Source organism: Glaciecola siphonariae (genome assembly GCF_042652645.1).
Taxonomy (GTDB): Bacteria; Pseudomonadota; Gammaproteobacteria; order Enterobacterales; family Alteromonadaceae; genus Glaciecola; species Glaciecola siphonariae.
Genome location: NZ_JBHSGU010000005.1, coordinates 613,723 through 637,807, shown reverse-complemented (window position 1 = coordinate 637,807; position 24,085 = coordinate 613,723). Strand labels below are relative to the sequence as shown.

Genomic DNA, 24,085 nt, shown 5'->3' with positions numbered 1-24,085 from the left:
GAAACATGAAAACATTAAACCAACATCAAGTAAGTGCCGTGTCAGGCTCGAGCGCTATGCAGTCATATATTGATTTTGAACGCTGGTATACTGAGATTTTGATTGCGCTTATTCAAGGTGAACGCAGGTCTTGAGTCAGTCAAAATTTAGCAAGAGCCTCTAGTAGATAGGGGCCTTGCTATCTTCTATTTATTACAGAACCCTGTTCACTGGTCAGTGTTTTCTGAACAGTTTTTTGAAATATATCGTATGCTTAGTGTAAATATAAAATCAAAAAACGACGGAGTTCTGTTTCATGAGAAAAATCCCTTTCAAGGCCACGTTATTATCGGCCGCCATTGCCCTTGCTAGCTTCAACGCGTCAGCAAGCACCTTCGAAATTGAGCACCTGCCTAAAGTGCAGCATGCAGGTAACATTACCGTGTCTACCGACGGCGAGCTTACAGCCTACACCGTATCAAAACCTCGAGATATTCTTGCCGGTGATGAAGATGCAGTTGCAGACACACATCTGTATGTGATTCGTGGAGATGGCGCCCCTACCAGCTTTATTGCCGGTCAGGGCAGTATATCTGGCTTGCAGTTCAGCTCAGATGGTAAACATTTGTATTTTAAGAGCAAGCGAGACGGTGATGAGCACACTTCACTTTACTCCATTGCGCTTAGTGGCGGTGAGGCCAAAAAGCAGTTTGAGTTTGACACTGCAATTGGCGACTACCGGGTAACTAATGACGGCAGCACTTTGCATTTTGTTGCCAAAGAAAAAGACGACGCCGAAGACCTAAAAGACAAGGGGTTCAAGGCGTATGTATATGAAGAAGACCAGCGTCTTGCTTCGCTTTGGTCGGTAAGCTTGACTGATTCAGATGCCAAACCGGTAAAAGTTTTCAGTCAAGGGCATGTGTCTGACTTTGACGTGTCTGCCAACGAAAAGGCGCTTGTTGTTGCCGCTGCACCCACCAATTTAGTAGACGATTCGTTAATGTTGCGCGACCTGTTTTTTCTAGATATTGGTACTGGCGAGGTCAAATCAACCATTGATGTCCCGGGCAAGCTTGGCACCTTTGAACTGTCTGAAAACGGCAAGCATTTAGCATTTTTAGCTGGCACAGATGTGCACGACACATCCGCTGGCGTGCTAATGGTTGCAGATGCAAATAGCGATAGTTTTACTCAGCTTACCAAAGATGCGCCTCAGCACATTATGGACATTGATTGGATGGGAAAAGACATACTTGCTGTTGCGCACAGAGGAGTTGAAAGTGCCTTGGTAGTCTATGAAACCGACGGCGATGAAAAACGTACGTTGCGCACGCCAGATAATATTGTGGTTCGTAGTGCGGATATTGGAGACGGTGAAATCAGGCTGATTGCCGATTCTCCCTCGCATCCAAGAGAAGTATTTTCACAGTCACGCAATAAAACCCAGAAGCTATCAAACCACAACGCATGGCTAGAAGAACTTGAGTTGGCTGAGCAAACCACGTTTAGCTACGAGGCCCGTGACGGTGCCACCATTGAAGGTTTGTTAATTACGCCAAACGGTACTGCTCCTGCTGGCGGTTGGCCGCTCATTTTAACCGTACACGGCGGGCCAGAAGCGCACTACAGTGATGGTTGGATTACGCGTTATTCTGACGGCGGGCAGTTTGCCGCTGCCGACGGCTACGCGGTGTTCTACCCTAATTATCGTGGTTCAACAGGTCGTGGCGTGGCCTTTGCTAAAGAGCATCAAAACGATTACGCGGGTAAAGAATTTAACGATTTGGTAGATGGTGTGGAGGCCTTAGTAAAGGCAGGTGTGGTTAATCGAGACCGAGTTGGCATTACCGGTGGGTCTTACGGCGGCTATGCCTCAATGTGGGGAGCAACAGCCTTGACCGAACACTTTGCTGCCGCGGTTGCATTTGTTGGTATTTCTAACCAAGTTTCGAAGTTTGGCACCAGTGATATCCCCAACGAAATGCATTTAGTGCACTCACTCAAATGGCCGTGGGAAGACAACTGGATGAACTTGTTGGAGCGTTCGCCGATTTTTCATGCCGGCAAGAGCACAACGCCAACCTTGATTATGCACGGTGAGGAAGACACGCGTGTACATCCAAGCCAATCAATGGAGCTATATCGTTCCATGAAGGTACGCACAGATACGCCAGTACGTCTTGTATTTTACCCAGGCGAGGGGCACGGCAACCGCAAAGCTGCTGCGCAGTATGACTACTCCTTGCGATTTATGCGATGGATGGACACTTACTTAGCTGAGGGGGCGTCACGCAAAGACCCAATGCCCGATATTGATTTAGGCATTGCAGATAAACTTAAAGCAAAAGACGATGCTAACGAGGCGACGGGTGAGTAGATAACCCAAGGTTTGCGTTAAAATCTGCTTTATAAGAAAACCCCGAGGGCTATGCGTCTCGGGGTTTTTTATGCCTGTCCTTTTTCTGCCTGTCCTTACTCTTCCCCGTTCGTGCTCGATTTTTCCGTCAGTTCTTAGCTTTACAGGTCTGAAAACACGCCTCGCCTACCATAAAACACAAGCATAAGACCAAAAAACCGTAATTACCCTATGTCTGGGTTTCGCGCTACACTCACAGTATTGGCACTATTCATTGTAGCCCTAAGCTTTTAACGCTTGGCCTTAATACAAGACCGCAATTTGACAAAAGGACACAATATGAAAAACAACTATTTACGCGCGATAAGCGCCTTTGTTTTGTGCATTGCATTTATGGCAAGCGCATCGGCTAAACAATTTAACGTGTTGTTGTTTACTAAAACAGCAGGTTGGCATCACAGTTCAATTCACGACAGCGTTAGCGCGATGCGAGTGCTTGCAGAGCGCCATGACTTTGGTCTTGAATGGCATGAGTTTGCCGGACTAGTCATTAATGATGATTACTTAAGTAAGTTTGATGCAGTGGTGCTGATTAATACCACAGGCGATATTTTTAATGATGAGCAGCAAGCCGCATTTGAGCGTTTTATTCAGTCGGGTAAAGGGTTTGTAGGCGTGCACGCGGCGTCAGACACTGAATATGATTGGGAGTGGTACGGTAAACTCGTGGGGCATTATTTTGAAATTCATCCTGCTAATCAAACTGCGGTGCTGGTGAAACAAGACAATAACTTCCCAGGAATGTCGAGCTTTGATGAGCGTCATTTGTGGACTGACGAATTTTATAACTTTTTGCCTGCCAATATTGAAGGTTTAAATTATTTATTAACCGTTGATGAAACCACCTACGATCCTAAAGCCGACTGGGGTACGAAAAAAACCGAGGGCATGGGGGAATTCCATCCACTGGCTTGGTATCATGAATATGACGGAGGCCGTTCATTTTATACTGCGCTTGGGCATTTACCCGGTGTTTATAGAGATGAAGCCTTTTTAGCGCATCTTTATGGCGGCATCTATTGGGCTGCAACCGGTAAGGGCATTGAGAAAAAGTAGATTTTTTAGGGGTAGATATTGAATAAAGCGCCAAGCGCGCTGCATATGCAGGGCTTCGATATAGATTATTTTGTGCAGCACTTTTGGCAAAAGAAACCCTGCGTGATCAAAGGCTTTTTTGATGATTTTACAGACCCTCTTGATGAGCACGAATTGGCTGGCCTTGCGCAAGAAGATAGCGTTGACAGCCGACTTATATCTTTCAATGACAATGCCTGGCAGGTCACCCAAGGTCCGATAGACGACTTTGCGCCTCTTTGTGTTGGCGCATGGAGCTTGCTGGTTCAAGGTGTTGACCGATATATGCCAGAGGTTGGCGCCTTGTCAGATAAAGTAAAGCGCTTAGGGCATTGGAGAATGGATGATGTAATGGTCAGTTTTTCAAGCCCCGGCGCGGGCGTAGGTCCGCACATTGACCAATACGACGTATTTATTGTGCAGGGCAAAGGTAGTCGTCGTTGGCAAGTAGGGCTACCCAATGCTCACGAAAATTTGACGCCACACCCCCTGTTGAAGCAAATCAGTGAATTCACACCCACTATCGACGAGGTGTTGGAACCTGGAGACGCTGTCTATATCCCTCCTAAGCATCCTCATAATGGCGTAGCGCTAACAGAGTGTTTAAATTACTCCATCGGTTTTAGGGCTCCAACAAATTTAGAGCTTTTACATGGACTGCTTGATGAGGGCGAAGACCTGCAGCTTGTACAGCGTCGATATGAAGACCCTGATAATTCACAATATCGCGATGCTCACATGCCGCCGGCTCAGGTAAGTCAACACGAGCTAGCCCGCCTCAAGGCGCTTATTGCTGAGCTGTTAAATACGCCTGAAGCAGACCAAGCCCTAATGCGATTCATTTCCGCTCAGTCGCTGCCTGATATGAAACCAGATGAAGAATACACCATTGAAGAGGTCTTAGATGCGTGTAGGCAGGGTTTGGTAATTAAGCTATTGCCCGGTGTAAAAGCGGTGTACTCACATGTTTCAGAGTCGCCAAATGAGCCGTTTGTGTTTTACGTAGACGCGCAACCTTTCTCAACCACGGCTGAGAATCAGGCGCTAATGTTGGCCTTAATTCATACTGGCGAGTTATCAATTTCTGCAGATGTTAATTATGGACGTGATAACAAAACGCAGACAGCTTTTGCGGCCTTAGTAAGCCAGCTTGTTAACGCTGGCTTCGTTTACTTTGATGCGTAGAACGAGTGTTTGTTCCTTTTTCATAGCTGAGCTTAAAAAGCAACGCGCCATGCAACCCGACTTACTGGGGCGCGATTTCTGGCGCCTGCAATTCAACATAAAGATTGGCAATCAATGCTTGTTCAATTTGTTTCTTCAGATTTTCAAAAAAGACGCGGCCTTTTGCATCTAGAGCGGTAAGTTGAGTACTTGCTGTAGTCTCTGCGCTTTCTGCACTCGCTGCAATTTCAGCCGTATCTGCGGTAGCAGAAGCGCTGCTTTTTGCCTTAGCGATTTCAAGCGGAATGACTTCTTCGTAGCGTTGCTGTGACTCAAACAAGGCCAAGCGCTTTTTAAAGTTCTCTACCTCAGGTTTCAGAGAATCATCATTCTCACTGGCGAGTGTAATCAGCTCAAGCGCTTCTTTCTGTGCTCTTACAGCGTCTTCAAACATATTGTTAGCCGCATAAGCCGCTGCTAGCGTGTCGACATAGACGAAATTGTTAGCGTGCTCAGGGTTGCTTGTAACCTTTTGCGCGAGCTCAAGGGCTTTTGGATAATTGGCAAGGGCAGGGTTAGTGGTTGTGGCAAATTGCCAAGCAACGTTGTTGGCATTAAACGGAAAATCGCGCTCGCTTGCTTCAATCAGCAGCGCTTGTGCTTTATCTGGGTCTGCTTTGCTTAAGTAGCCGTTCGCATATACCGTTGCCATGGCGTCTGGCATGACCCAGTAATTGCTGCCGTTGTAAGCTCGCTCGAGCAGCCACGCCATGTTTGACCTGCGCTCAAGGGCGTTGAGTTCTAAATAATACAAACTTGCTAAATATGCACTTGCCGCTGCTTCGTTTTTCATAGCCAGAGCGCGGATACCGCGTTCGCCCTTTAACTTACTTTCTTTTGAATCACCAATTTCAAACAGCACAATGTAGCTGAGTAGCTCTGCGTATCGGTCGTGGTCTTTCAGCCAAGCTAACCATTCGTAGGCTGACTGCCAGCTTTGATATTCGCCGTCTCTTGAATACGCCCACGCTATGCGGGAGGCAGCGTCTATCCACCCATCTTCAGCCATTTCCAAACAGCGATTAAATTGGTCAGTTGGCTCGGCATCAACAATCTCATTGCATGCAAGCAATTGCGTGTCCCACGCTATCTCTGTTTGACCTTGCTCTCGTAAATCACTGGCTTGTTTGGAGCGCACAAAAGCAAATACCAAGGCGCCGAGTAATACAAGCCAAAAGCCGCCTATTAAAAAAGTTTTTAACCAGTTGCGCTGAGGGCGCACTGCCCAGTAGTCGTCGTTCATTGATACCCAGTGTTTTCACTTAATTTTGATTAAGTATCGCGTTTTGGACCTAGCAGTGCAATAGCCAGTCGCTGACGCTAAGCAATGCAGGCCGCAAAAGTGTCAACATTCTGGAGAATATATTAAGGTTTTGCTCTTAGTTTATGTCCGCTCAAGGCATAGTAAAGTATGAAGAGGTAACACGGAACGAGCATCCAATAAGCGTTTTGGGCACCTACGTTTTCTGAAATAAAGCCGTAAACCAAGGGCAAAATTGCGCCACCTGCGATACCCATAATAAGCAGAGCCGAGCCGCGCGCGGTTAAATTACCTAAACCAGCTAATGCCAAAGGCCATACCGCAGGCCAAACTAGGGCATTGGCAAATCCGAGTATTGCGATTACGGCGATAGGGTCAGGTACACTCGCAATGCCAGACCATGCCCATAACATTTCAGATATCAACGCTGAGTCAGGGTTAGCAAACACCACATACACCGAGAGCAGCACCCCCAAAATAGCCGAGGCCCCGAGAGCTTGCGACTGGTTAATCAAACGTGGGATGAGCGCAAGACCCATCAAATAGCCCAACACCATGAACGCCATTGTATAAGAGGTTAATGTGGTAGCATTTACGACGCCCAGCTGGGAGCCAAACAGGCCGATGGTATCGCCTGCGATTACCTCTACGCCTACATATAAAAAGAGTGCCAATACCCCCAGCATGAGCTGCGGTTGTTTAAATACGCTGCCATGCGAGCTACTGTGTGCCTCATCTTCTAAATTAAGCTCTGGCAATGCCGAGACTTTAAGCAGCCCTGCAAGAAGTAAAAGCGCTACTGCCATACCAAGATAGGGCATCACTAAACCGTCGCTTAGGTCGCTTACCTTAACCGCGCGCTCAGCTTCACTTAAAAGTGCGATTGATTGTGCGCTTACGCCCGCAAACTCCCCTAATACCAGCGCGGTAAAAACAATGGGGGCAATCACGCCAGCGCCTTTATTAAGAAGACCCATTATAGAAATACGCACCGCGGCTGTTTCTTCTGGTCCAATTTTCACAATGTAAGGGTTTGAGGCGGTCTGCAAAATTGTAAGGCCTGTCCCTACCACAAACTGAGCAAACAAAAACAGCGCAAAGGTTTGACCGTATGCGGCAGGAATAAACAAAACGCACCCAACTGCAATGATTACCAGTCCTAGCACCATGGCATGCTTGTATCCGGTTTTGTCGAGTATCCACGACATTGGAAGGGCCATTACCGTGTACGCGATGTAAAATGAAAAGGCGACAAGCAGTGCTTGTGTCTCGGTTAAGTCGCAAACTATTTGCAAAAACGGAATTAACGCGCCATTTAACCAAGTGATAAAACCAAAAATAAAAAACAGTCCACCGATAATCATCATCGGCATAATTGTGCTCGGTTTCGTTACATTCTGAAAAGGGTTGGGTACATTGGCTTGCATCGTCATACGTTGTACTCTTTTAAGGTTTACAGTGTAGTTTTTGGCACGGCCTTGCCGTTATGCCAAATATGGGTGATGTTGTTGGCTTCATCTAGCGCGAGCAAATGCGCGAACGCACCCACTTTAATCGCACCATGGCTTGCCTCAAGTCCGAGTAATTTTGCGGGTGTTTCAGACGCCATATAAATGCTTTGCTCAAGGGCTATCTGACAGGCTGTACACGCATTTTTGACGGCATCTATCATGGTCAAACATGAGCCCGCTAAGGTGCCATCTGGGGTGCTTAATTTGCCCTTGTGCTTGTGAATGCTAGTATCAAAAAAGGCGACATCTGTATTGCTTGAAGCCGCTAGCGCCATGGCGTCAGTGACCAAAATAAGCTTGTCTTTGCCTTTTGCTAAATATGCGACGTGACAGCACGTGGGCTCTACATGATAACCATCAACAATAAGCCCCGCGTAGGCATGCTGCGCACTTAACGCTGCGCCAACCATGCCGGGTGCCCGAGACTGCATGGGCGACATCGCATTGTATAAATGAGTAAAGCCAATTGCGCCAGCGTCTAGCGCGGCCTCAACTTGCGCCGCAGTAGCATTTGAGTGTCCTAAAAACACGATAATGCCGTCATCACACATTTGGCGAATGATCTCTACGGGCACATTTTCAGGTGCCAAGGTCACCATGACTTTGCCCAAGTCGCTGCGCCGTAAAATAGCTAATTCAGCGTCAACCGGCGTTCTTATAAAGTCTGCCTTATGCACCCCTTTTTTGGTTGTATTGAGCCATGGGCCTTCAAAATGCACGCCAACGATTGCGCTGGCCATAGTCGTACGCACATCTGAAATTGCATCGGCTGCGCTTTGCATTTTTTCAATATTGTCGGTAATCAGTGTGGGCAGCATCGCCGCGGTACCAAACTGTTGATGGGCGCTAAACATGTGTTTAAGTGCAGAGGCATTTGGCGTTTCGTTAAACAATACATCACCGCCACCATTTACCTGAATGTCGATAAATCCCGGTACGAGAACATCGTGAGACGATGCTACATGGCTAAGATTATGTTGGTCTGCTTCCTCAATGGCGGCAATAAGGCCTTGCTCAATGCAGAGCACTTGATTGTGACGCCAACCTTCATTTGTTAGTAACTTTTGTGCGTGCAGTTTCATACAGTTTCAGTCACTTTTTTTAAGCCAATGGGGGCATCAGGATTCTGTCCGCGTTCTATCGCCACTCGCTCTAGGTCAAGATAGAAGCGCTGCATAATTAAAAGAGCATGCAGTCTTGGGTGACTTGTGTTTTTAACCGTAATGTCAATGACCCGGCCGCCTCTTTGTTTGACGTCCTCAATTTGCTTGCGATGCCCTTGTGCACTCTCGTCGTCAATACAAATGTTAAGCACGCAGAGTTTTTTATGCACCAAGGTCACCGGGCCGTGAACAAACTCGGCGCTGCTGAATGCTTCTGCCTGAATACCTAAAACCTCTTTGAGTTTCAGAGCGGCCTCAAGGGCAATGGCGTAGCCAAACCCTCGCCCTAGCACAACACAATGAGCCACATCTTTTAAATCGGCGTTTTGTAAAAGCGGACTTAAGGCTTGAGTTTGACGCATTTGTTCAGGCAGCTGCGTGAGCGCTTGCGCCAATAAGTTCGGCTTTTCTCCCTCAGTAGCATCGCCGCCATCTATTAAGCACCACTGACTAAACAAATGCACCAAGGCGCTTAATGTTGCCAAGTAGCTTTTGGTCGCGGCCACGGCCTTTTCTTGACCTGCGCAAACCGGCAGCACCGCATCACACATTTTTGCAAGTGGAGATGCCTCATCGTTCACCAAGGCGAGTGTAAACGCACCGCCTTGTTTGGCGAGTTTCGTTTGATGCAAAATATCTGGACTTTGACCAGACTGCGAAATCGCGATGGCTAAGCAGCCCTCAAGCTTTAAACACGAATTGAATATGCCAGCGACCGATGGAGCTGCCGATATCACTGGAATTTGGCAACCAATTTCAAACAAATACTTGGCAAATACGCCGGCATGGTCTGACGTGCCCCTGCCTATCATCATGATTGCACGCGGTGGATGATTTGCAAAACCTTGTGCCAATGAGCGGCAAAGCACTTGGTTGTGGCTTAATTGTTCAGCGATAACGCTTGGGCTGCTCGCGGCCTCTTGCGCCATAATGCTAGTTGATGTCATGAGTAAGCCCTTCAGTCAATTGCTGTTGATATATGATCGCTCCGCGCTCTGGTCCGTGTTGTGCATCTATTACATGTTCTGCAATATCTTGTTCAAGCCACGGTAAGATAGCGCGCGATACGCCTCCGTTAAGTACCAGTTTGCCTTTGCTAATTGCCAAGGCTTTGTGCGTAATAATAGATAGATAGTTTGCGGCATCCTCAACAATGGCAAGTGCAATGCAATCACCACGGTGAGCGTATTCGAGCAACATGGGTGCTAGCGCACCAAAACTGGCTGGGGAAGCTTGATTGAATTGTTCAATTAGGTCGCTGGGCTGACGTGCACCTAAGTGCTCGCAAAGTGCGTGTGTGTAGTCCGAACTAGGAATGACGCCCTCTAGCGCTTCTAGGGTGAGGCTTAAGCCCTTTCGACCCATCCAAGCTCCGCTGCCTTTATCACCCAGCATAAATCCGTGGCCGCCAAATTGACTAAGCTTATGATTTTTTATGGCCGCAGCGCATGATCCGGTGCCAACAATTAAAACCGAACCGTCGCTGCCACCATGTGCACCTAAAGCAGCCGCATGGAGGTCGCTGGTATAGTCAAATCTTGCAAAGGGATGCTGCCACTGTGCTAAGGCTTTTGCTGCCGATGGCACATTCGCACCGGCTAAGCCAGCACTCACATAGAGATACTCATGCGCCGATGCAATATCCATATCAATAGCGTTAAGTGCTTGCTCACTTGCTTCAAGTATCGCTTCGTAGGCTAAATTGCCGTATTTGGCGATATTGGCAGGGCCAGCTATTGCGCTGCTTAGCTCATTAAAATTCTTGTCGAAAACGACCGCTCTGCACTTCGTTCCGCCGCCGTCTAAGCCAATATATAGTTTATTTTCCGTCATACTGCTTACAGTCCTTGATGCACACACTTGCGCTATGTTTTTTGCTGCTGGGCAATGTTGCCCTAATATATTGTATATCGTTAGATATTGGCGTTTGTTGGCTAATATCTACCCAGCTTCCGTCTGCCCGCTGACCCTGCAAGCGTAGCCCAGCAAACCCGATGTTTGCGATAATTTTTGGGGTGATACTTTTGTCGAGTGCTGTTGAGTGCGTTTTGCTCACACCCGGGGGCGGTAGTCGAAAGTTACGACCTTTCTGAGCGAGTTGGGCCAAGTGATGATGGCTAAGGCGATAGCTGAATGCCTGCCACGCTTCAGATTGCGCTTTTTTTATCTTATCCATGACTTGTGCGTCAAACTGCATTACACCGTTTGAATCTTTGCGCAAAGCGTCCAATGCAATATCTGTCCAACTAGGCCGATGCCAAGCGCGTTCAGCGAGGGCATATAAGCGTGGATAAATCATGTACTCAAGATGCTCCGGCGTACGCACTACCTCGCTCCATATTTGCCCTTGAATACCAAAAGGCTTCAATTCGGCTTGCCAGAATTCATTAGGTAGTGACTGCGTAAATGGCTTGCCCATATGGTCGGTCCAAAGATATTGATGAAGCCATAAAGTATTCGGCGTTAGTTGAAATACTTTAAATGTATCGACGTTCTTTCCTGCCCAATAATAACCGGGCTCAAGAGGATGATTAGCATAAGGAAAATCAAAATATAGTGCGTCAGGAAAGGCATATACGCCACGTCCGTCAGACGCTAGCCACTCACTTGCTACTTGGTCGGCATTGGCATAAAGGGTTTGCCAGATGGTTGCCAGCATGTCGGGCTTACGTTCATTTATGGCAACGGTTGACATGCCGTCACTCCATCCTGCCAGCACAAGCGATTTAGCCGACACTAACTCATACACGCGCTTAACGAATTTTTCGAGCAGCAAATGCGTATCGTCTTTTTCTAATGTTCTCCCCAATAACTTCTCGCAAACCGGCGACTCAATCCATGCTCCGGCTGTTTCGTCAGCCCCCATATGGAAGGTTTTTAAGGGCGCGCCGGCTTTAGCGTGCAAGTCAATTAAATCGTTCAATACAGCGTCGACAAAAGCATAGGTGCTGTCTAAGCAGGGGTTCATTGTGTTGTCGTTATAAAATTGGATTGAGGTGTATTCGGTTTTATCAAGTGGGTCAATGAGCCGATATTGCTGTGAGCCATTGATGCGCGTGCGCTCTTCCATCGCCATAACAGCGGCTCGCGCGTGACCTGGCATATCGAAAGACGGAATGACTTCAATATGACGCGCTTTTGCGTAGCGCAATAGCGCAATGTAATCGTTTGTGGTTAAAAAGCCATTGACCGAGGCATCACGCGAAGGCCCTGAACCAAGCTGCGGTAAAATACACTGCTTTTGGGCATCTTGCGCAGCGTTGGTTTTATCTGGACACCGAAATGCGCCAATGTCAGTTAGTTCGGGCATGCTGGGAATTTGTATGCGCCAACCCTCATCGTCAGCAAAATGCAAATGCAGGCGATTAAGCTTCACTCGGAACATTTCATCGAGCAGTCCAAATATTACGTTTTTACCATTAAAATTACGCGAGATATCCATGTGCATGCCGCGGTATGCAAACTCTGGACTGTCGCTTGCCTGGCCAATTGGTAGGGAATTGTCTTGCTTGTTAAATAGCTGTGCCAAACTACCCAAAGCATATGAAAATCCAGTCATGTCTGCGCTTTTTACCGTGATCGCGCTTGCGTCGATGTTTAGCTGATAATGCTCTGCGGGCATGGGAACTTGTTCCCAGCGCAGCTTTATATTGCTGGCTTGGTCTGGCGTTGACTGACTGCTTACGCTCAACAAGCCGCTTTGCGATAAAAGTGCGCGGTCGGCGCTACTTAATGCAAATGGCAGGTCACTTAGGTTTATGCTTCTAGTAACAATCAGCCTTTCTTGCTGCCATTTGGCCTCGCTAATGGTTGGAATAGTGGCATTTAAAAGCGCTGCTGAGTCGGTCTTGCCTGCCCCACTGAGCATGTTTTGATAGTGATCATAGCGCCAGGTAGCGTCTGCTAAAGGCAATGCATCGTTAGGGCCGCGCTGATATTGCACCGGTTCGTGCCAAGTGCCGGCATGTTGCGCATAATTAATACCGGTGGCTGGGTCGTTAACGCTTTGGGTGCTTTTGACTAACTTCGCCACTAAATTAGGCGCGCTAATGTACATATTTGGCACAATGTCAGAACGATTGACCTGCCAATATTTAGGCAGCAGAGCAATTGATAGAGTGTTGCCGGCGTTTACCGGTTCGCGCAAGGTGAGCTTATGCAAATCACCATTTATACGCTCAATATTCACCGCTTCGCTTAAGGTACGCTCAATGGGCGCAAGGTGGGAGAAAAAAAGCGCCCACTGCCCGGGCTCAACATTGCTAGAAAAACGAAGCGTTAACTCGCTATGTGAACAAGAGGGCAACTGGTATTTGGCGCACATTTCGGGTGCATGATTAGCATGCACTTGATAGTGAACCTCAAGTGAATCGGCGAGTGTGTCAAGGTCGGATTGTGTGAAACTACTTGCCAGACTTTGTCCATGAACCGCCGTGATAAACGCGAAAAGCGTAATCGCAACTAGTGAACGAAAAGAGCGAAGGGCAAACGCAATAGGTTTACGATAAAAAGCGTTAATAACAGCTGTTTGAGCATAAACTTCAAGTCGGTGTGAGTATGTCATACAGAAATTACCTTTTTAATTCGATTAACGTTTTTGCATGCTGATAAGCTTGAATTTCAGGTTTAGCGATGCACCAGCCCTGCGAACTTGTTAAATGTTCTCGTTTTATTATTGTTGATTGTTTGTAACAGCGTTTTTGTATTCGCTTTTTGACAACGTTGTCATTTTGCGAAAATACTGTACACCAGCAAATATCATCATGCAAACATTTATTTAGACGTGCTTGTTTGACAACGTCAGCGAGATAAGCAAAAGTGCAGAACCTATTACGAGAACTTATTACAAAAACTTAGTATAGAGGATGACATATATTCAGTATTTTAACTTAGGGTCAAGCCGTCAATCATGAGTACATATAGACTTGTTAAATGCCTGTTGAGATTTGCTGTGCTGCTGATATTGGCTCGTGGTGTGTCAATCGCCCATGGTGATAGCAATACCCCAATCGGTCATAAACTAACTCATAGCTCAAGTGACGGTGAACGCTATGCCTCTAGTAAGGACTGTCAAAGTTGCCATGAATCTCAGTTCACATCTTGGCAAAATTCGCACCATGCTAAGGCGATGCAAACAGCCAATTCACAAACGGTATTGGCCGACTTTAATCAAAGCCGTGCCGAGCATTTTGGGCAAAAAGCGCTATTTTTTATTGAGCAAGATGAATATAAAGCCACCGTAAGCGATGAACAAGGCAAGCGCACCTACACGGTTGAATACACCTTTGGCGTATATCCATTACAGCAGTACTTAGTCGCGACTAACAACGGACGCTATCAGGTATTGCCCTTTGCATGGGATACCCGTGATGCAAGCGAGGGCGGGCAGCGCTGGATGCATCTATATCCAAATCAGGCGATTGCGGCGAATGACCGCTTGCATTGGCAGCAGCCTTTGCAAAATTGGAACGGGATGTGCGCCGACTGCCATTCTGACGGATTGGTTCGTAACTACGACGACGCAAAAAATACCTTTGCCACGCGCTACGACGAAATCAATGTAGGTTGCTTGGCGTGTCACGATGATAAGGCCAAGCCCCATGCTGCGCTCTTTGCTGAGCAAAATGCTGGGCCAGATGCTGAACCGAATGCCCAGAGCAAGGCAAAGATTAAGTCTAAACACCAGCAAAGCGGCCTTTCTTCAAACGCAGCACAATTGAGCCTGGATGAAGAGGGCATGTGGATAAGAGGCCCGGAGCAGGCTGTTGCTGAGTATGTCGGCAAACCACGAAGTAACGACTATGAACAAACGTGTTATGCCTGCCACTCGTTACGAGCGCCTCTAACAGATGGCTTTGATTCAATGGCTTTATATTTAGACCAATTTTCGCCAAACTTCTTAAACCCACCCATGTATTACGCCGACGGACAAATTCGTGAAGAGGTGTATGTTATGGGGTCGTTTAAGCAAAGCAAAATGGCCCAAAAAGGCGTGACGTGTATAGACTGTCACGACCCTCACTCGTATACGCTCAAGGCAAAAGGTAATGGCACATGTTTGCAGTGCCACTCGCCGCAGGTCTTTGAAACACCAAATCATCATGGCCATGCGCTTAACATGGCTGGCAGTCAGTGTGTAGATTGTCATATGCCAAAAACGACGTATATGAATGTGGACGCCAGAGGTGATCACAGCTTTAAAATACCGCGTCCTGAGTTTACCATTAGCGCTGGTGTACCCAATGCCTGCAACCAGTGTCATGAAGATAAATCTGCGCAGTGGGCATTAGACAATATAGAGGCTTGGCATCCAGAGCGAAAAGGTCCAGATATTACAGAACAAATGTTCTTAAACCTGTTCAGTGGCTTAAATTATGACGGCATTCTACGTCTTGCCAATAACACCCAACTCCCAGAAATTAAGCGCGCTACCGCCATCAGTGCTTTGCAATATGCAGCAGAGCTAAAGGTTAACGATATTGTCGCGTTCTTTGATGCGCCGGAGCCATTGCTACGGCTAGCGAGTGCACAAGTGGCTGAGCGCCTTAGCCCGGTTCAGCGGCAACAATACTTATGGCCTTTGCTGAGCGATGAGTTACGAGCGGTGCGCATTGCGGCCGCTTACTCTATGCTTGGTGCGCCGGTGTTGCCAAAATGGCAAACGGCATTTGAGCGCGCCTTTATTGAAATGAACGAGAGCCAAGCAATATCCGCCTGGCGCGGTGAGGGGCGTATGCAGCAAGCTATGAGCGCGCAAAAAACCGCACAGTGGAAAAAAGCGGAGCAGGCGTATGAGCTATCAATTTATATTGACCCTTACTTCGCACCTGCCTACATCAATCTTACCGAGCTGTATCGTCAGTTAGGGCAAATGAGTAAAGCGGTACAGGTGTACGAAAAAGGGATTAAAAACGTGCCGCAAGAGCCATTGCTGCGTTATTCCTATGCGCTTCATTTTATCCGCACACGGCAGTTAGACTCGGCCCTTGCACAAGTGAATGCTGCTCTGGAAATAGCGCCGCGTAATTCTCAGTTTGCCTATTTGTATTACCTTATTTTAGAAAGTGCCGGTAAGCGCGAGCAAGCGATAAATGAGCTTCGTGCTAAGCTAACTAGTTACGATAATAATCAGCAGCTTCAGGCTCTATTAAACAAATGGGGCGGTTAAAATACCGCCCCAAGTTACTCAACTCTCTATTCGAGCCCCTCTACAAAGCCTTCGTTTGCTCTTATTGTTAACGGGTGATAACCAGGTTTTGCTTGCTCAAAGGCACGTTTAGCGAATGCTTTGCCTTCACTAGTTTGTGACAGCGCTTTGTATAGCGGCTTCACAAGTTTGTTGCGCCCAATGGATACCAAATATTCATATAGTCTGTCATACGCAGGTTTATATTCATTTGCGACAGCAATCATTAGCCAACTATGGGCAATTTCGTTATTAGGTGATTCGGTGAGCTTAAATGCACTATCTAGCTGTTGAAGTTGTTCTTCGCTTAATTTCTCAGGTAAATTGTTCAAAAAGTACAGCCATTCATGCACCGTCCAATCGGCAGTTTGAATACTCGCAGCGGGTATTTGCGCGCTTAAAAAGCCTGCTCGCGCTTGGTCGATTTGCAGAAAAGCATTCGATTCTGGCACCGGAGCGCCCTCAGGAATACCCGGTTCAAATATCCATTGTTCAATACGTGTTTTCGACAGTTTGTTTGCATAGTCTTGCAAAAGCGTTTTGTCTAAATAAGCGATAAATTCGTCGGTAGTAATGCTTTTAAACGAAAAGGCTTGAAAGTAATCGAGCAAAAACGCGTCAAAGTTGTCTCTTCCTACTTTTTGCTCTAGTTCGCGTAAAAAGAGTGCGCCTTTTTCATAGGGAATATTTGAAAACACATCATCCGGATTGCGACCCCGTAGATCAATTGCCATGATTTGGTCGTTAGCGGGAAGCGATGCAATGTCTGCCTGTAAATCTTGATACCCTAAAACGGCTTCCATGTTGTATCGGTCTGTGCCGTATATCATTTCCATGATCCTATAGGTAAGGTACGTGGTAAAGCCTTCGTTTAACCACAGATCGCGCCACGTTGCGTTGCTTACCGTATTGCCCGACCAGCTATGCGCTAATTCATGGGCAATTAACGACACAAGACTTTTGTCGCCGGCAATAACTGTGGGCGTAATAAAAGACAAACGCGGATTTTCCATACCGCCAAAAGGGAAGGATGGCGGTAAAATGAGAAGGTCGTATCTATCCCAACCATAAGGTCCGTATTTTTGCTCAGTGGCTATAAGCATACTTTCGGTGTCTTCAAACTCTTTCGCGGCGGCGTCTAGCAGTTCAGCCTCAGCATATACGCCAGTGCGCTCGCCCATGGCTTTAAATTCAAGGTCTCCTATTGCCAGCGCAATCAGATAAGAGGGGATAGCTTGGGGCATACTGAATTCATAAATACCGTCTCTTTTCGTATTGGGGTCGTTTGCGGCGCTCATAACGGCTAATAGCTGCTTTGGCGTACGGATTGTTGCATCATAAGTCACTCTCACCTGCGGCGAGTCTTGTAGTGGAATAAAGCTACGTGCGTGAACCGCTTGCGCTTGAGTAAATAAAAAGGGGTGGCGTTTCCCAGCCGTTTGTAAGGGCGTTAACCACTGCACGCCAGAAGCCTCAGGCGAAGTAGCATATTCAATTTTAACTTGCGACACGCCTTCGAGGAGCGAAATGGTCAATGGCGCGCCTAATTCTGCGTCAGCCAGCCCAAGGGTAAAATCAAGAGCCTGCTCGTTTGAGCTAACATTTTCGATTGTTAAGTCGCGGGTATCGAGCACAAGCTTAGAGGCATTTGGGCTTATGCGCTCAATATCGAGTATCGCTGTACCGATTAACTGCTTAGCGGCAAAGTCTGCTCGCAAATCAAGTGTGATATGGCGCACAAGCACTTCGTCGGCATTAGCAAAGGAATGGTAGTCTTGACCCACTTTAAGCTCGCTTTTTTGCGTTGAGGTTTGAGCGTTTTGATTTGTTTTGTCACGGTGAGGTGCGTCGGAGCAGCCTGCTAAAATTAGCACTGCGGCAAATAATGAATAAAATGAAAAGCGCATTAGTTTTAGATGCCTCTGATTTAAGGTGAGGCGCTATGCTACACCTTAAACTTTTGCCTGACCATAGCGCGGCTCATTCGCAAACTTTCTTTAATAGGGCGAGTGGGCGTAAAGCCGTCCTCATGCGCAAGTTCTATTATGATATCGCCCGTGTATGCTATGTCAGACAAGGTATTTGCAATAGCCTCAAAATCAACGTCGCCTTCTCCTAAAGACTCTGACCAGCTACCGTTCTTGTATTCATCTCTTAGGTGCATAAACACAATATTGTCTTTGAAGCTCTTTAAAAACCATATGGGGTCGATACCTGCGCGCTTTAGCCAGTTTAAATCTGGGCCGAGCTTTACGCTGGGTATACGGGAGAGCGTGCCGCTTAAGTCATGTAGGTCGTTTTCTACCTCGTAGGTGTGGTTATGCAAATTAAGCACAATGCCACGCTCGTCGGTAAGCTTGACTAATCTGCGTATCAGGTCGGCCTGTACGTCAAACTCACTGTCGGTTTTGAGTCTTCCCTCTGGCGCCCGGCCTACGGAGATGCCAAGTGTGCGTGCGTTTAGCGTCTGTAAATTTTGGCTAATGTTGTCGAGGTCTTCATATATTTTATTAGTGTCGGCGCTGTTCCAAAAGTTGGCGCCGTAAGAGGTGCCAATAAGCGCTACATTGTGTTGGTCAATTAACGCAGCAATTTCATTTGTTTTATCTTCACGGCGCAGCGGTTGCTCCATCAACTCAACTGCATCAATGCCAGCATACTGAACATCGGCCCATATCTTTGGCAGTATATTAGACACGTCGTAATTAGGTTGGTGCTTGGCGTAAACCCATATATGCGTGCCAACTAGCGGTTTTTTTAAGGCAGATTGCGTTGATGCGGCTTGCGTGTGTGTATCTGATTGCATAACCGGCGCTTTGCCGCATCCAGCGAGAACAGCAGCAGCGCTCATGCATGCGCCCCGTTTTAAAAATAAACGTCGATTCATCTTACTTCCCTATGTGCGCTTGTTTTTTGAGCTTATTTGAGTAATTCATGATCATCTGGCAATTGATTCATAATCCAAACTACCAGGCGATGTTTAAGGCTGGCGAGGTCTTCTTTATGCTCAGGAAGTGGAGTGATAAGTTTGTCGTGAACCAATAGTCTGTACAGGCTTTCGACTTTTTGTTTTGCTGAGTCGGTAGCTGAAAAGCCTTTGTAGCCTCTGCCTTTTGCATAGCGTTCGGCCACCTCAATCGCTTTTTTTAAAAGAGCATTTTCATTTTTTATTTTTTTCATTGCATATTGCCTAATTAACTCCTCTACAGAGTATGTCAGATGCGAAGTGCATTCAAGCGACTAAAGAGTGAGTAAATTTCTTGGCGTGAGCCCAGCGTTTGTGTTTTGATAAACAAAAAAATGTAAAAAGGAGCTTACTTAATGATGAATGTTCAGTTTTTTGGGGGAATGTTTTTTATTGTTATTTCGGCATATTTGCTTGCAGTGAAGTTCAAGCATCGGCGCATGATTGAAAGCAGTCAAAGCTGGCCAAGCGTATTTGGAAGAATATTGAGCAGTGAGGCCAAACAGCCCGTATCAACAAGCCCGAGTTGGCATTTTTGGGCTGAATACGAATATAAAATAAATGGTCAACGATATACCAACAACTTAGTGACGTTTTATACCGTGTCACAAAAAGAAGAAGCCCTTGCCTTGGCAGAAGAATTCCCAACTGGCGAGCTTGTAAAAATTTATTATAAGCCTAATCAGCCCGGTGAATCGGTGCTTAAATTGGGCGACGGCGGGCGAAGCAGAAATGCAGAAGTGATTCTGGCCACGATTGGAATGACCGTAGGTATTGCTGTCTGTTTAGCTGCCTACTTTGAATCGCTTCATTCTTGAGGTGTAATTTTTAACGCTTAACGCTTAACGCTTAACGCTTATCGCTGAACGCGTAAAGCTCAAGGATAAAAGATGAACGCGGGTATCGATTTGAAACGCGCCGCATTAATTGACAGCTAATAGCGTTAGCGTATCGTACTAAACAACGTTCGCGCTATGCGAGCGAGCCTGAACATTAAATGGAGTAATGATGAAAAAGCTTGGTATTTGTATTGTTTTTTGCAGCATCCTAATGGCTTGCTCTGACCAAGAGGTTGGGGATGTGTCGCTAGGACTGTTCACCACTAAAGATATTAAAATAGATGCTTTACAAGACCCGCTGATAAGTGGAGTAACCTGCCATATTTCAAGTATTGAGGCCAACCTCGATCTAGCCGACCCCTCAGATAGCTCAATCGCTTGCCGTCAAACCGGACCAATTACCGCAGATATGTTTACCGATATAGATAAATCGCCATCGGGTGAGGTCGTGTTTAAGAAATCAAAAAGTATCTTTTTTAAGAACATGAAGGTGCGCAGAATTTACGACGCAAAGTCTCAAACGCTCATGTATGTGTCGTACTCTACTAAAGAAACGTCAGGCTCTTTTAAGCATAGCCTATCGACTGTTCCGCTCTATGGAACAGATGCATATACGCTTGCAAAGAACACGACCTTGAGTGACTAACTTGAGTGGATGAATTACTGAGCACCTTTAAATAAGCGAACATTACTTAAATAAATTAGGAGTGGCTATGCCGTCAGTTAACCGCCGTCAATTTTTAAAGTACACATCGTCAATGATTGCCTTGAGCGCATTGGGCAGTTCATCTTTGTATGCACAAAGCGGTCGTAAAGTAGGCGTGGCCCTTGTGGGCTTGGGTAACTATAGTGAGAGCATATTGGCGCCGGCCCTTATGGCCGCAAAACACTGCGAGTTAAAGGGCATCGTAACCGGCACGCCTCGCAAGGTGCCTAAGTGGCAAGAAAAGTACGGCATCGCAGACAAGAACGTATATTCTTATGACACCATGCATGAAGCCGCCAACAACCCTGATATCGATGTAATGTATATCGTAACGCCCACTGGCGTGCATATGAAATACTCCTTAATTGCAGCAAACGCGGGCAAACATGTTTGGTGCGAAAAGCCTATGGCGATGAACGTTGACCAGTGCCAACGAATCATTGATGCGTGTAATAAAAATAAGGTGAAGCTATCGATTGGCTATAGAATGCAGCATGAGCCAAATACCATTCGCTTTGGTCAATATGCCGCGTCAAAACCATTTGGGCAAATGCAATCGCTTTACGCTCGGGCAGGTTATGCAGGAAATGGCTTTCCTGAAGATTACTGGCGCATGAAAAAGGATATGGGCGGCGGCGCAATGTATGACATGGGCGTGTATCCTCTCAATGGCGTTCGCTACTTAAGTAAAATGGAGCCCATTGCCATAAGTGCCACTCACGATAAATCTCATCCGCATATTTTCAAAGAGGTGGATGAAACGACCTACTTTACACTCGAATTTGCCAACGGGATGCAGGCTGACTGCGGAACGAGTATCGTAAAATCCTTCAATAAAGCCCGAGTAGAGTGTGAAAAGGGATGGTATGAACTTAATCCCATGTCGCAATACTCGGGCGTTAAGGGGCTAACAAGCAACGGCGACACTTTTGCGGCTATTTCGGGCATGCAACAAACACTGCAAATGGACAATGACGCCTTAGCGATTATTAATGACTCGCCGGTATTAGTGCCGGGTATTGATGGTCTGCGCGATATTCATGTTGTGGAAGCCGCGTTTAAATCTGCCGCAGACAATGGCAAGCGCATCTTGCTGTAGCGTGCGCCTTCCATGGCCTACATTCCTTATGTTTTTGCGCTGATATTACTCTTACATTATCCCTAACATTGGCTTAACGCTTTAGGCGCTTAGCAAGGTCTTTAAGTGTTTGCTGCAGGCCCCGCACACGCTTATTCGCCTGTGTGCCTTTGGCATCGTTAACCGGAAGTGATTTCGCCAGTTTGCTAAGGGCACGAGAAAACTTAGCATCACGCTGTTGTGCGCCTAACATGGCTTGCGCTTTTTTCAGCATGTTGCTCGTTTCTTCTATCGTTTCTTGCCCTAGGCCGCCATCTCTTGTGAGTTGGTCTAAATATGCTAAACCTACCACAGGTTCAACAGGCCACGTCACGCTGAATTGCTGCTGAGGATTGAAGGTATCACCCATATTGGCAAGCTTGGCGGCGGCGATTTCGTTTTCACTTAAATATTCGCTGGGGTTTAAAGCAAATACGTCGAGTCCTCGAATAATTTCGGTGCCGTATATGTAGCCATTGTACCAATAGGTAGACCAATAACCTGCAATCACCATTTTTTCTTCGTGAATAGGCCCTCTATCAAAATACGCAATCTCTATGGGGTTGGCAGTGTCGGTAAAATCAATAATAGACATACCTCCTTGATACCACGCCTGCACAAAAATATCGCGACCGGGCACCGGTACAACAGACCCGTTGTGCGCTACGCAGTTTTCTTGCTCTGACTGCGGGGCACCAATTTTGTAGTAGCTTTCAAATGTAAGTTTATCGTCGTTGATGGAGTAAAAGGCGTTAGCTCCCCAGTTCATAGGGTCTGACGCGCGGCAGCGAGGTTGTGTACCGCCACCCCATTCATCAGTAAATAATACTTTTGTGCCGTCGTTATTAAACGTAGCCGAGTGCCAATAGGCAAAGCCAGGGTCTGACACCTCATCGATGCGTTTGGGTTTAAGCGGGTTAGCAATATCCAATATTATCCCGTTGCCCGAACAGGCACCGGCTGCTAGTTTTAGCTCAGGGAACACGGTGATATCGTGGCATTGATCGGTTCGGCGAGTTTCTTGGGTTCCATCACCGTGATCGCCGCCTTGCCATAATCCAGCTACGCGACCGTCATCATCGGCAAATACCGCTGGACTTGAGGTAATACGAGCCTTAGACGGGTCTTTTACTGGAATTTCAATCACATCTATACGAAATAGCGCGGTGCGCTCGTCTCCAGGGACTTCTCCAATGCAGCCCGGCAGTTCTTCTTCATCACGCACGCTTGCCGTACCTGAGTTGTACACTACAATGCGTTTGTCGTCGGCAGATACAACTGAGTGGGTATGCGAGCCCCGGCACGTTTGCACAAGCCCTACCTGTTTTGGCGCGCGGACGTCAGAAATATCAAAAATTCGCAGCCCTCTAAATCGTTCATCACTGACATCTTCATTGACCCCTTGCAGGCCACAGTCAATGCGGCCTCGGGTTTGCTCCACCGACATAATGAGCAAGTTGCCGACAATCGATACATCTCCTTGGCCACCGGGACATACAATCGAGCTAGTGAGCAAGGGGATGCCATCGTCGTTGAGTTTATAGATATTAAAGCCGTGATAGTTGCCCGCCACAAGTATATCGCGCGAAAAGGCCATATCGGTATTCCAGAAACTCAGCAGTGGCCAGCGCTCTCCCCATTGTGTTTTTGCATCTCCTTCGTCGTCATCGCCGCGCGTGGCTTGAGTATCCTGCTGGGCATCTGATTGGCTATCCGCTTGAATATCGGAACTGGGCTCATCATCTTCTTCAGCGGGTTTAATAGGCGGCAGGTTAGATGGATTTTCAGGGTCAAAAAACCCATTGGGTCGGGGCAGGGATGCTAACAACGATAGGTTTAATGATGCCTCTTGTGCGTCTCTTAAACCTGCATTCAAACCAACACGAGGGTCGGTTGAAAGGCCAGATAGAAGCTTGTCCATTCTACTAATTTCGGTGGTTTGATCATTAACGACATCATTCACAAAATCGTATAGCACTGGGTCGTAGGCAGAGCCGGTTTGTGCCAACAAGTCCTCAACCATGCGCACTGCGCCCTCATGATGAGGGATCATCAACTGCAAAAATAAGCGGTCAAACTCAGTGCCTTTTGCATCTTCAAGGGCCTGCATTTGCTCAGGGCTTGCCATGCCCATCATGCTATGGTCCATATGCATGGAATGGTCGATGTCGGTTGCCTGTGAGCGCTGTTCAAGCCAGTCCTTCATAAACGCAATCTCGTCGGCCTGAGATTTTTGAATGCGCCCTGCTATATCAATGATTTCTTCATTGTTGGTGCGCGCGTCTACAAGCACAGCCATATCCACAGCTTGCGCGTGATGGGGTATCATGTTTTGCATAAACATCACGTCGTCATGGGTAAAGCTGGTGTTTGCAATCTTCACGGCATCTTCGGCGCTAAGAGTGCGAGATGCCTGCCCGGGTGCGCCCGGCTGCACAATTTGTACTTCTTGTGCGCTGCTTAAATGACTGAAGCCCAAACAGCTGAGTACAGCAAGCGATAAGATGTTTCGTTTTTTCAAAAAGACGCGCGGCATGATGACCTCTCCAAATTGACCCGCGAGGCATTGCCTCATGCAAACGACGTGGTCAAAAATTAGTTAAGTATCAAGAGTATGTTGAAATCTGAGGTCTGTAAAGTG

At 47.1% G+C, this 24,085-nt stretch carries 18 protein-coding genes; 8 read left to right on the top strand and 10 right to left on the bottom strand.

The window, feature by feature from the left end:
- The first annotated feature begins 5 nt into the window (after positions 1–5).
- The 4 genes from ACFO4O_RS13880 (at position 6) to ACFO4O_RS13865 (ending at position 4,657) form a co-directional block, all read left to right on the top strand.
- Positions 6–134 carry a hypothetical protein gene (locus tag ACFO4O_RS13880; RefSeq protein ID WP_382409521.1) on the top strand — a complete coding sequence of 43 codons (129 nt, stop codon included), beginning with the start codon at positions 6–8 and terminating at the stop codon, positions 132–134.
- Between the two features lie 161 nt (positions 135–295).
- On the top strand, positions 296–2,359 hold the full coding sequence (locus ACFO4O_RS13875) for a S9 family peptidase (RefSeq protein WP_382409519.1): 2,064 nt from the start codon (positions 296–298) through the stop codon (positions 2,357–2,359).
- Between the two features lie 318 nt (positions 2,360–2,677).
- Positions 2,678–3,454, top strand: a complete 777-nt coding sequence (locus ACFO4O_RS13870; RefSeq protein ID WP_382409517.1) for a ThuA domain-containing protein — start codon at positions 2,678–2,680, stop codon at positions 3,452–3,454.
- Positions 3,455–3,472: 18 nt separating this feature from the next.
- Positions 3,473–4,657 (top strand): cupin domain-containing protein, encoded by a 1,185-nt coding sequence (locus ACFO4O_RS13865; protein WP_382409515.1) that lies wholly within the window; start codon positions 3,473–3,475, stop codon positions 4,655–4,657.
- Positions 4,658–4,718: 61 nt separating this feature from the next.
- Here the strand turns inward: ACFO4O_RS13865 and ACFO4O_RS13860 are convergent, their stop codons facing one another.
- The 6 genes from ACFO4O_RS13860 to ACFO4O_RS13835 all read right to left on the bottom strand — a co-directional run bounded on the left by ACFO4O_RS13860 (position 4,719) and on the right by ACFO4O_RS13835 (position 13,195).
- Positions 4,719–5,939 (bottom strand): hypothetical protein, encoded by a 1,221-nt coding sequence (locus ACFO4O_RS13860; RefSeq protein WP_382409513.1) that lies wholly within the window; start codon positions 5,937–5,939, stop codon positions 4,719–4,721.
- A 122-nt stretch (positions 5,940–6,061) separates the two neighbouring features.
- Positions 6,062–7,390 (bottom strand): sugar MFS transporter, encoded by a 1,329-nt coding sequence (locus ACFO4O_RS13855; protein ID WP_382409512.1) that lies wholly within the window; start codon positions 7,388–7,390, stop codon positions 6,062–6,064.
- A 20-nt stretch (positions 7,391–7,410) separates the two neighbouring features.
- Complete coding sequence (nagA, locus tag ACFO4O_RS13850) at positions 7,411–8,550, bottom strand: N-acetylglucosamine-6-phosphate deacetylase (RefSeq protein ID WP_382409510.1); 1,140 nt, start codon at positions 8,548–8,550, stop codon at positions 7,411–7,413.
- Positions 8,547–9,578 carry a glucosamine-6-phosphate deaminase NagB-II gene (nagB-II, locus tag ACFO4O_RS13845; RefSeq protein WP_382409508.1) on the bottom strand — a complete coding sequence of 344 codons (1,032 nt, stop codon included), beginning with the start codon at positions 9,576–9,578 and terminating at the stop codon, positions 8,547–8,549. The genes nagA and nagB-II overlap by 4 nt, the downstream gene beginning before the upstream one ends.
- Positions 9,565–10,464 (bottom strand): glucosamine kinase nucleotide-binding domain-containing protein, encoded by a 900-nt coding sequence (locus ACFO4O_RS13840; protein ID WP_382409506.1) that lies wholly within the window; start codon positions 10,462–10,464, stop codon positions 9,565–9,567. Before ACFO4O_RS13840 ends, nagB-II begins: the two co-directional genes overlap by 14 nt.
- Entirely contained in the window at positions 10,451–13,195 is a 2,745-nt protein-coding gene (locus ACFO4O_RS13835; RefSeq protein ID WP_382409504.1) for a family 20 glycosylhydrolase, read from the bottom strand. The genes ACFO4O_RS13840 and ACFO4O_RS13835 overlap by 14 nt, the downstream gene beginning before the upstream one ends.
- Before the next feature lie 345 nt (positions 13,196–13,540).
- Here ACFO4O_RS13835 and ACFO4O_RS13830 point away from each other — a divergent pair, with 345 nt between their 5' ends.
- Positions 13,541–15,799 carry an ammonia-forming cytochrome c nitrite reductase subunit c552 gene (locus ACFO4O_RS13830; RefSeq protein WP_382409502.1) on the top strand — a complete coding sequence of 753 codons (2,259 nt, stop codon included), beginning with the start codon at positions 13,541–13,543 and terminating at the stop codon, positions 15,797–15,799.
- A 26-nt stretch (positions 15,800–15,825) separates the two neighbouring features.
- Here the strand turns inward: ACFO4O_RS13830 and ACFO4O_RS13825 are convergent, their stop codons facing one another.
- From ACFO4O_RS13825 to ACFO4O_RS13815, 3 genes are read right to left on the bottom strand one after another with little or no spacing between them, the layout of a single operon-like run.
- The gene (locus ACFO4O_RS13825; RefSeq protein ID WP_382409500.1) at positions 15,826–17,724 is read right to left on the bottom strand and encodes a M1 family metallopeptidase; all 1,899 of its coding nucleotides are present in this window, start codon (positions 17,722–17,724) and stop codon (positions 15,826–15,828) included.
- Between the two features lie 38 nt (positions 17,725–17,762).
- Positions 17,763–18,704, bottom strand: coding sequence for a TIM barrel protein (locus ACFO4O_RS13820; RefSeq protein ID WP_382409498.1), 942 nt, complete (start codon positions 18,702–18,704; stop codon positions 17,763–17,765).
- A 32-nt stretch (positions 18,705–18,736) separates the two neighbouring features.
- Positions 18,737–18,997, bottom strand: a complete 261-nt coding sequence (locus tag ACFO4O_RS13815; RefSeq protein ID WP_382409496.1) for a DUF5062 family protein — start codon at positions 18,995–18,997, stop codon at positions 18,737–18,739.
- A 141-nt stretch (positions 18,998–19,138) separates the two neighbouring features.
- On the opposite strand from ACFO4O_RS13815, the gene ACFO4O_RS13810 reads away from it, so the two are divergent.
- From ACFO4O_RS13810 to ACFO4O_RS13800, 3 genes are all read left to right on the top strand, one after another.
- Positions 19,139–19,600: a DUF3592 domain-containing protein gene (locus ACFO4O_RS13810; RefSeq protein ID WP_382409494.1), complete on the top strand. Its 462-nt coding sequence runs from the start codon at positions 19,139–19,141 to the stop codon at positions 19,598–19,600.
- 190 nt (positions 19,601–19,790) lie between these two features.
- On the top strand, positions 19,791–20,267 hold the full coding sequence (locus ACFO4O_RS13805) for a CreA family protein (protein ID WP_382409621.1): 477 nt from the start codon (positions 19,791–19,793) through the stop codon (positions 20,265–20,267).
- A 67-nt stretch (positions 20,268–20,334) separates the two neighbouring features.
- The gene (locus tag ACFO4O_RS13800; RefSeq protein WP_382409492.1) at positions 20,335–21,426 is read left to right on the top strand and encodes a Gfo/Idh/MocA family protein; all 1,092 of its coding nucleotides are present in this window, start codon (positions 20,335–20,337) and stop codon (positions 21,424–21,426) included.
- Between the two features lie 73 nt (positions 21,427–21,499).
- Here ACFO4O_RS13800 and ACFO4O_RS13795 read toward each other — a convergent pair whose 3' ends face one another.
- Positions 21,500–23,980: a DUF305 domain-containing protein gene (locus ACFO4O_RS13795; RefSeq protein WP_382409490.1), complete on the bottom strand. Its 2,481-nt coding sequence runs from the start codon at positions 23,978–23,980 to the stop codon at positions 21,500–21,502.
- Positions 23,981–24,085: the final 105 nt, after the last annotated feature.

Excerpts from the sequence above, each read along its gene's own strand:
- ACFO4O_RS13880 (WP_382409521.1), top strand. The coding sequence starts at position 6 with ATGAAAACATTAAACCAACATCAAGTAAGTGCCGTGTCAGGCTCGAGC.
- ACFO4O_RS13875 (WP_382409519.1), top strand. The coding sequence starts at position 296 with ATGAGAAAAATCCCTTTCAAGGCCACGTTATTATCGGCCGCCATTGCC.
- ACFO4O_RS13870 (WP_382409517.1), top strand. The coding sequence starts at position 2,678 with ATGAAAAACAACTATTTACGCGCGATAAGCGCCTTTGTTTTGTGCATT.
- ACFO4O_RS13860 (WP_382409513.1), bottom strand. The coding sequence starts at position 5,939 with ATGAACGACGACTACTGGGCAGTGCGCCCTCAGCGCAACTGGTTAAAA.
- ACFO4O_RS13855 (WP_382409512.1), bottom strand. The coding sequence starts at position 7,390 with ATGACGATGCAAGCCAATGTACCCAACCCTTTTCAGAATGTAACGAAA.
- nagA (WP_382409510.1), bottom strand. The coding sequence starts at position 8,550 with ATGAAACTGCACGCACAAAAGTTACTAACAAATGAAGGTTGGCGTCAC.
- nagB-II (WP_382409508.1), bottom strand. The coding sequence starts at position 9,578 with ATGACATCAACTAGCATTATGGCGCAAGAGGCCGCGAGCAGCCCAAGC.
- ACFO4O_RS13840 (WP_382409506.1), bottom strand. The coding sequence starts at position 10,464 with ATGACGGAAAATAAACTATATATTGGCTTAGACGGCGGCGGAACGAAG.
- ACFO4O_RS13835 (WP_382409504.1), bottom strand. The coding sequence starts at position 13,195 with ATGACATACTCACACCGACTTGAAGTTTATGCTCAAACAGCTGTTATT.
- ACFO4O_RS13830 (WP_382409502.1), top strand. The coding sequence starts at position 13,541 with ATGAGTACATATAGACTTGTTAAATGCCTGTTGAGATTTGCTGTGCTG.
- ACFO4O_RS13825 (WP_382409500.1), bottom strand. The coding sequence starts at position 17,724 with ATGCGCTTTTCATTTTATTCATTATTTGCCGCAGTGCTAATTTTAGCA.
- ACFO4O_RS13820 (WP_382409498.1), bottom strand. The coding sequence starts at position 18,704 with ATGAATCGACGTTTATTTTTAAAACGGGGCGCATGCATGAGCGCTGCT.
- ACFO4O_RS13815 (WP_382409496.1), bottom strand. The coding sequence starts at position 18,997 with ATGAAAAAAATAAAAAATGAAAATGCTCTTTTAAAAAAAGCGATTGAG.
- ACFO4O_RS13810 (WP_382409494.1), top strand. The coding sequence starts at position 19,139 with ATGATGAATGTTCAGTTTTTTGGGGGAATGTTTTTTATTGTTATTTCG.
- ACFO4O_RS13805 (WP_382409621.1), top strand. The coding sequence starts at position 19,791 with ATGAAAAAGCTTGGTATTTGTATTGTTTTTTGCAGCATCCTAATGGCT.
- ACFO4O_RS13800 (WP_382409492.1), top strand. The coding sequence starts at position 20,335 with ATGCCGTCAGTTAACCGCCGTCAATTTTTAAAGTACACATCGTCAATG.
- ACFO4O_RS13795 (WP_382409490.1), bottom strand. The coding sequence starts at position 23,980 with ATGCCGCGCGTCTTTTTGAAAAAACGAAACATCTTATCGCTTGCTGTA.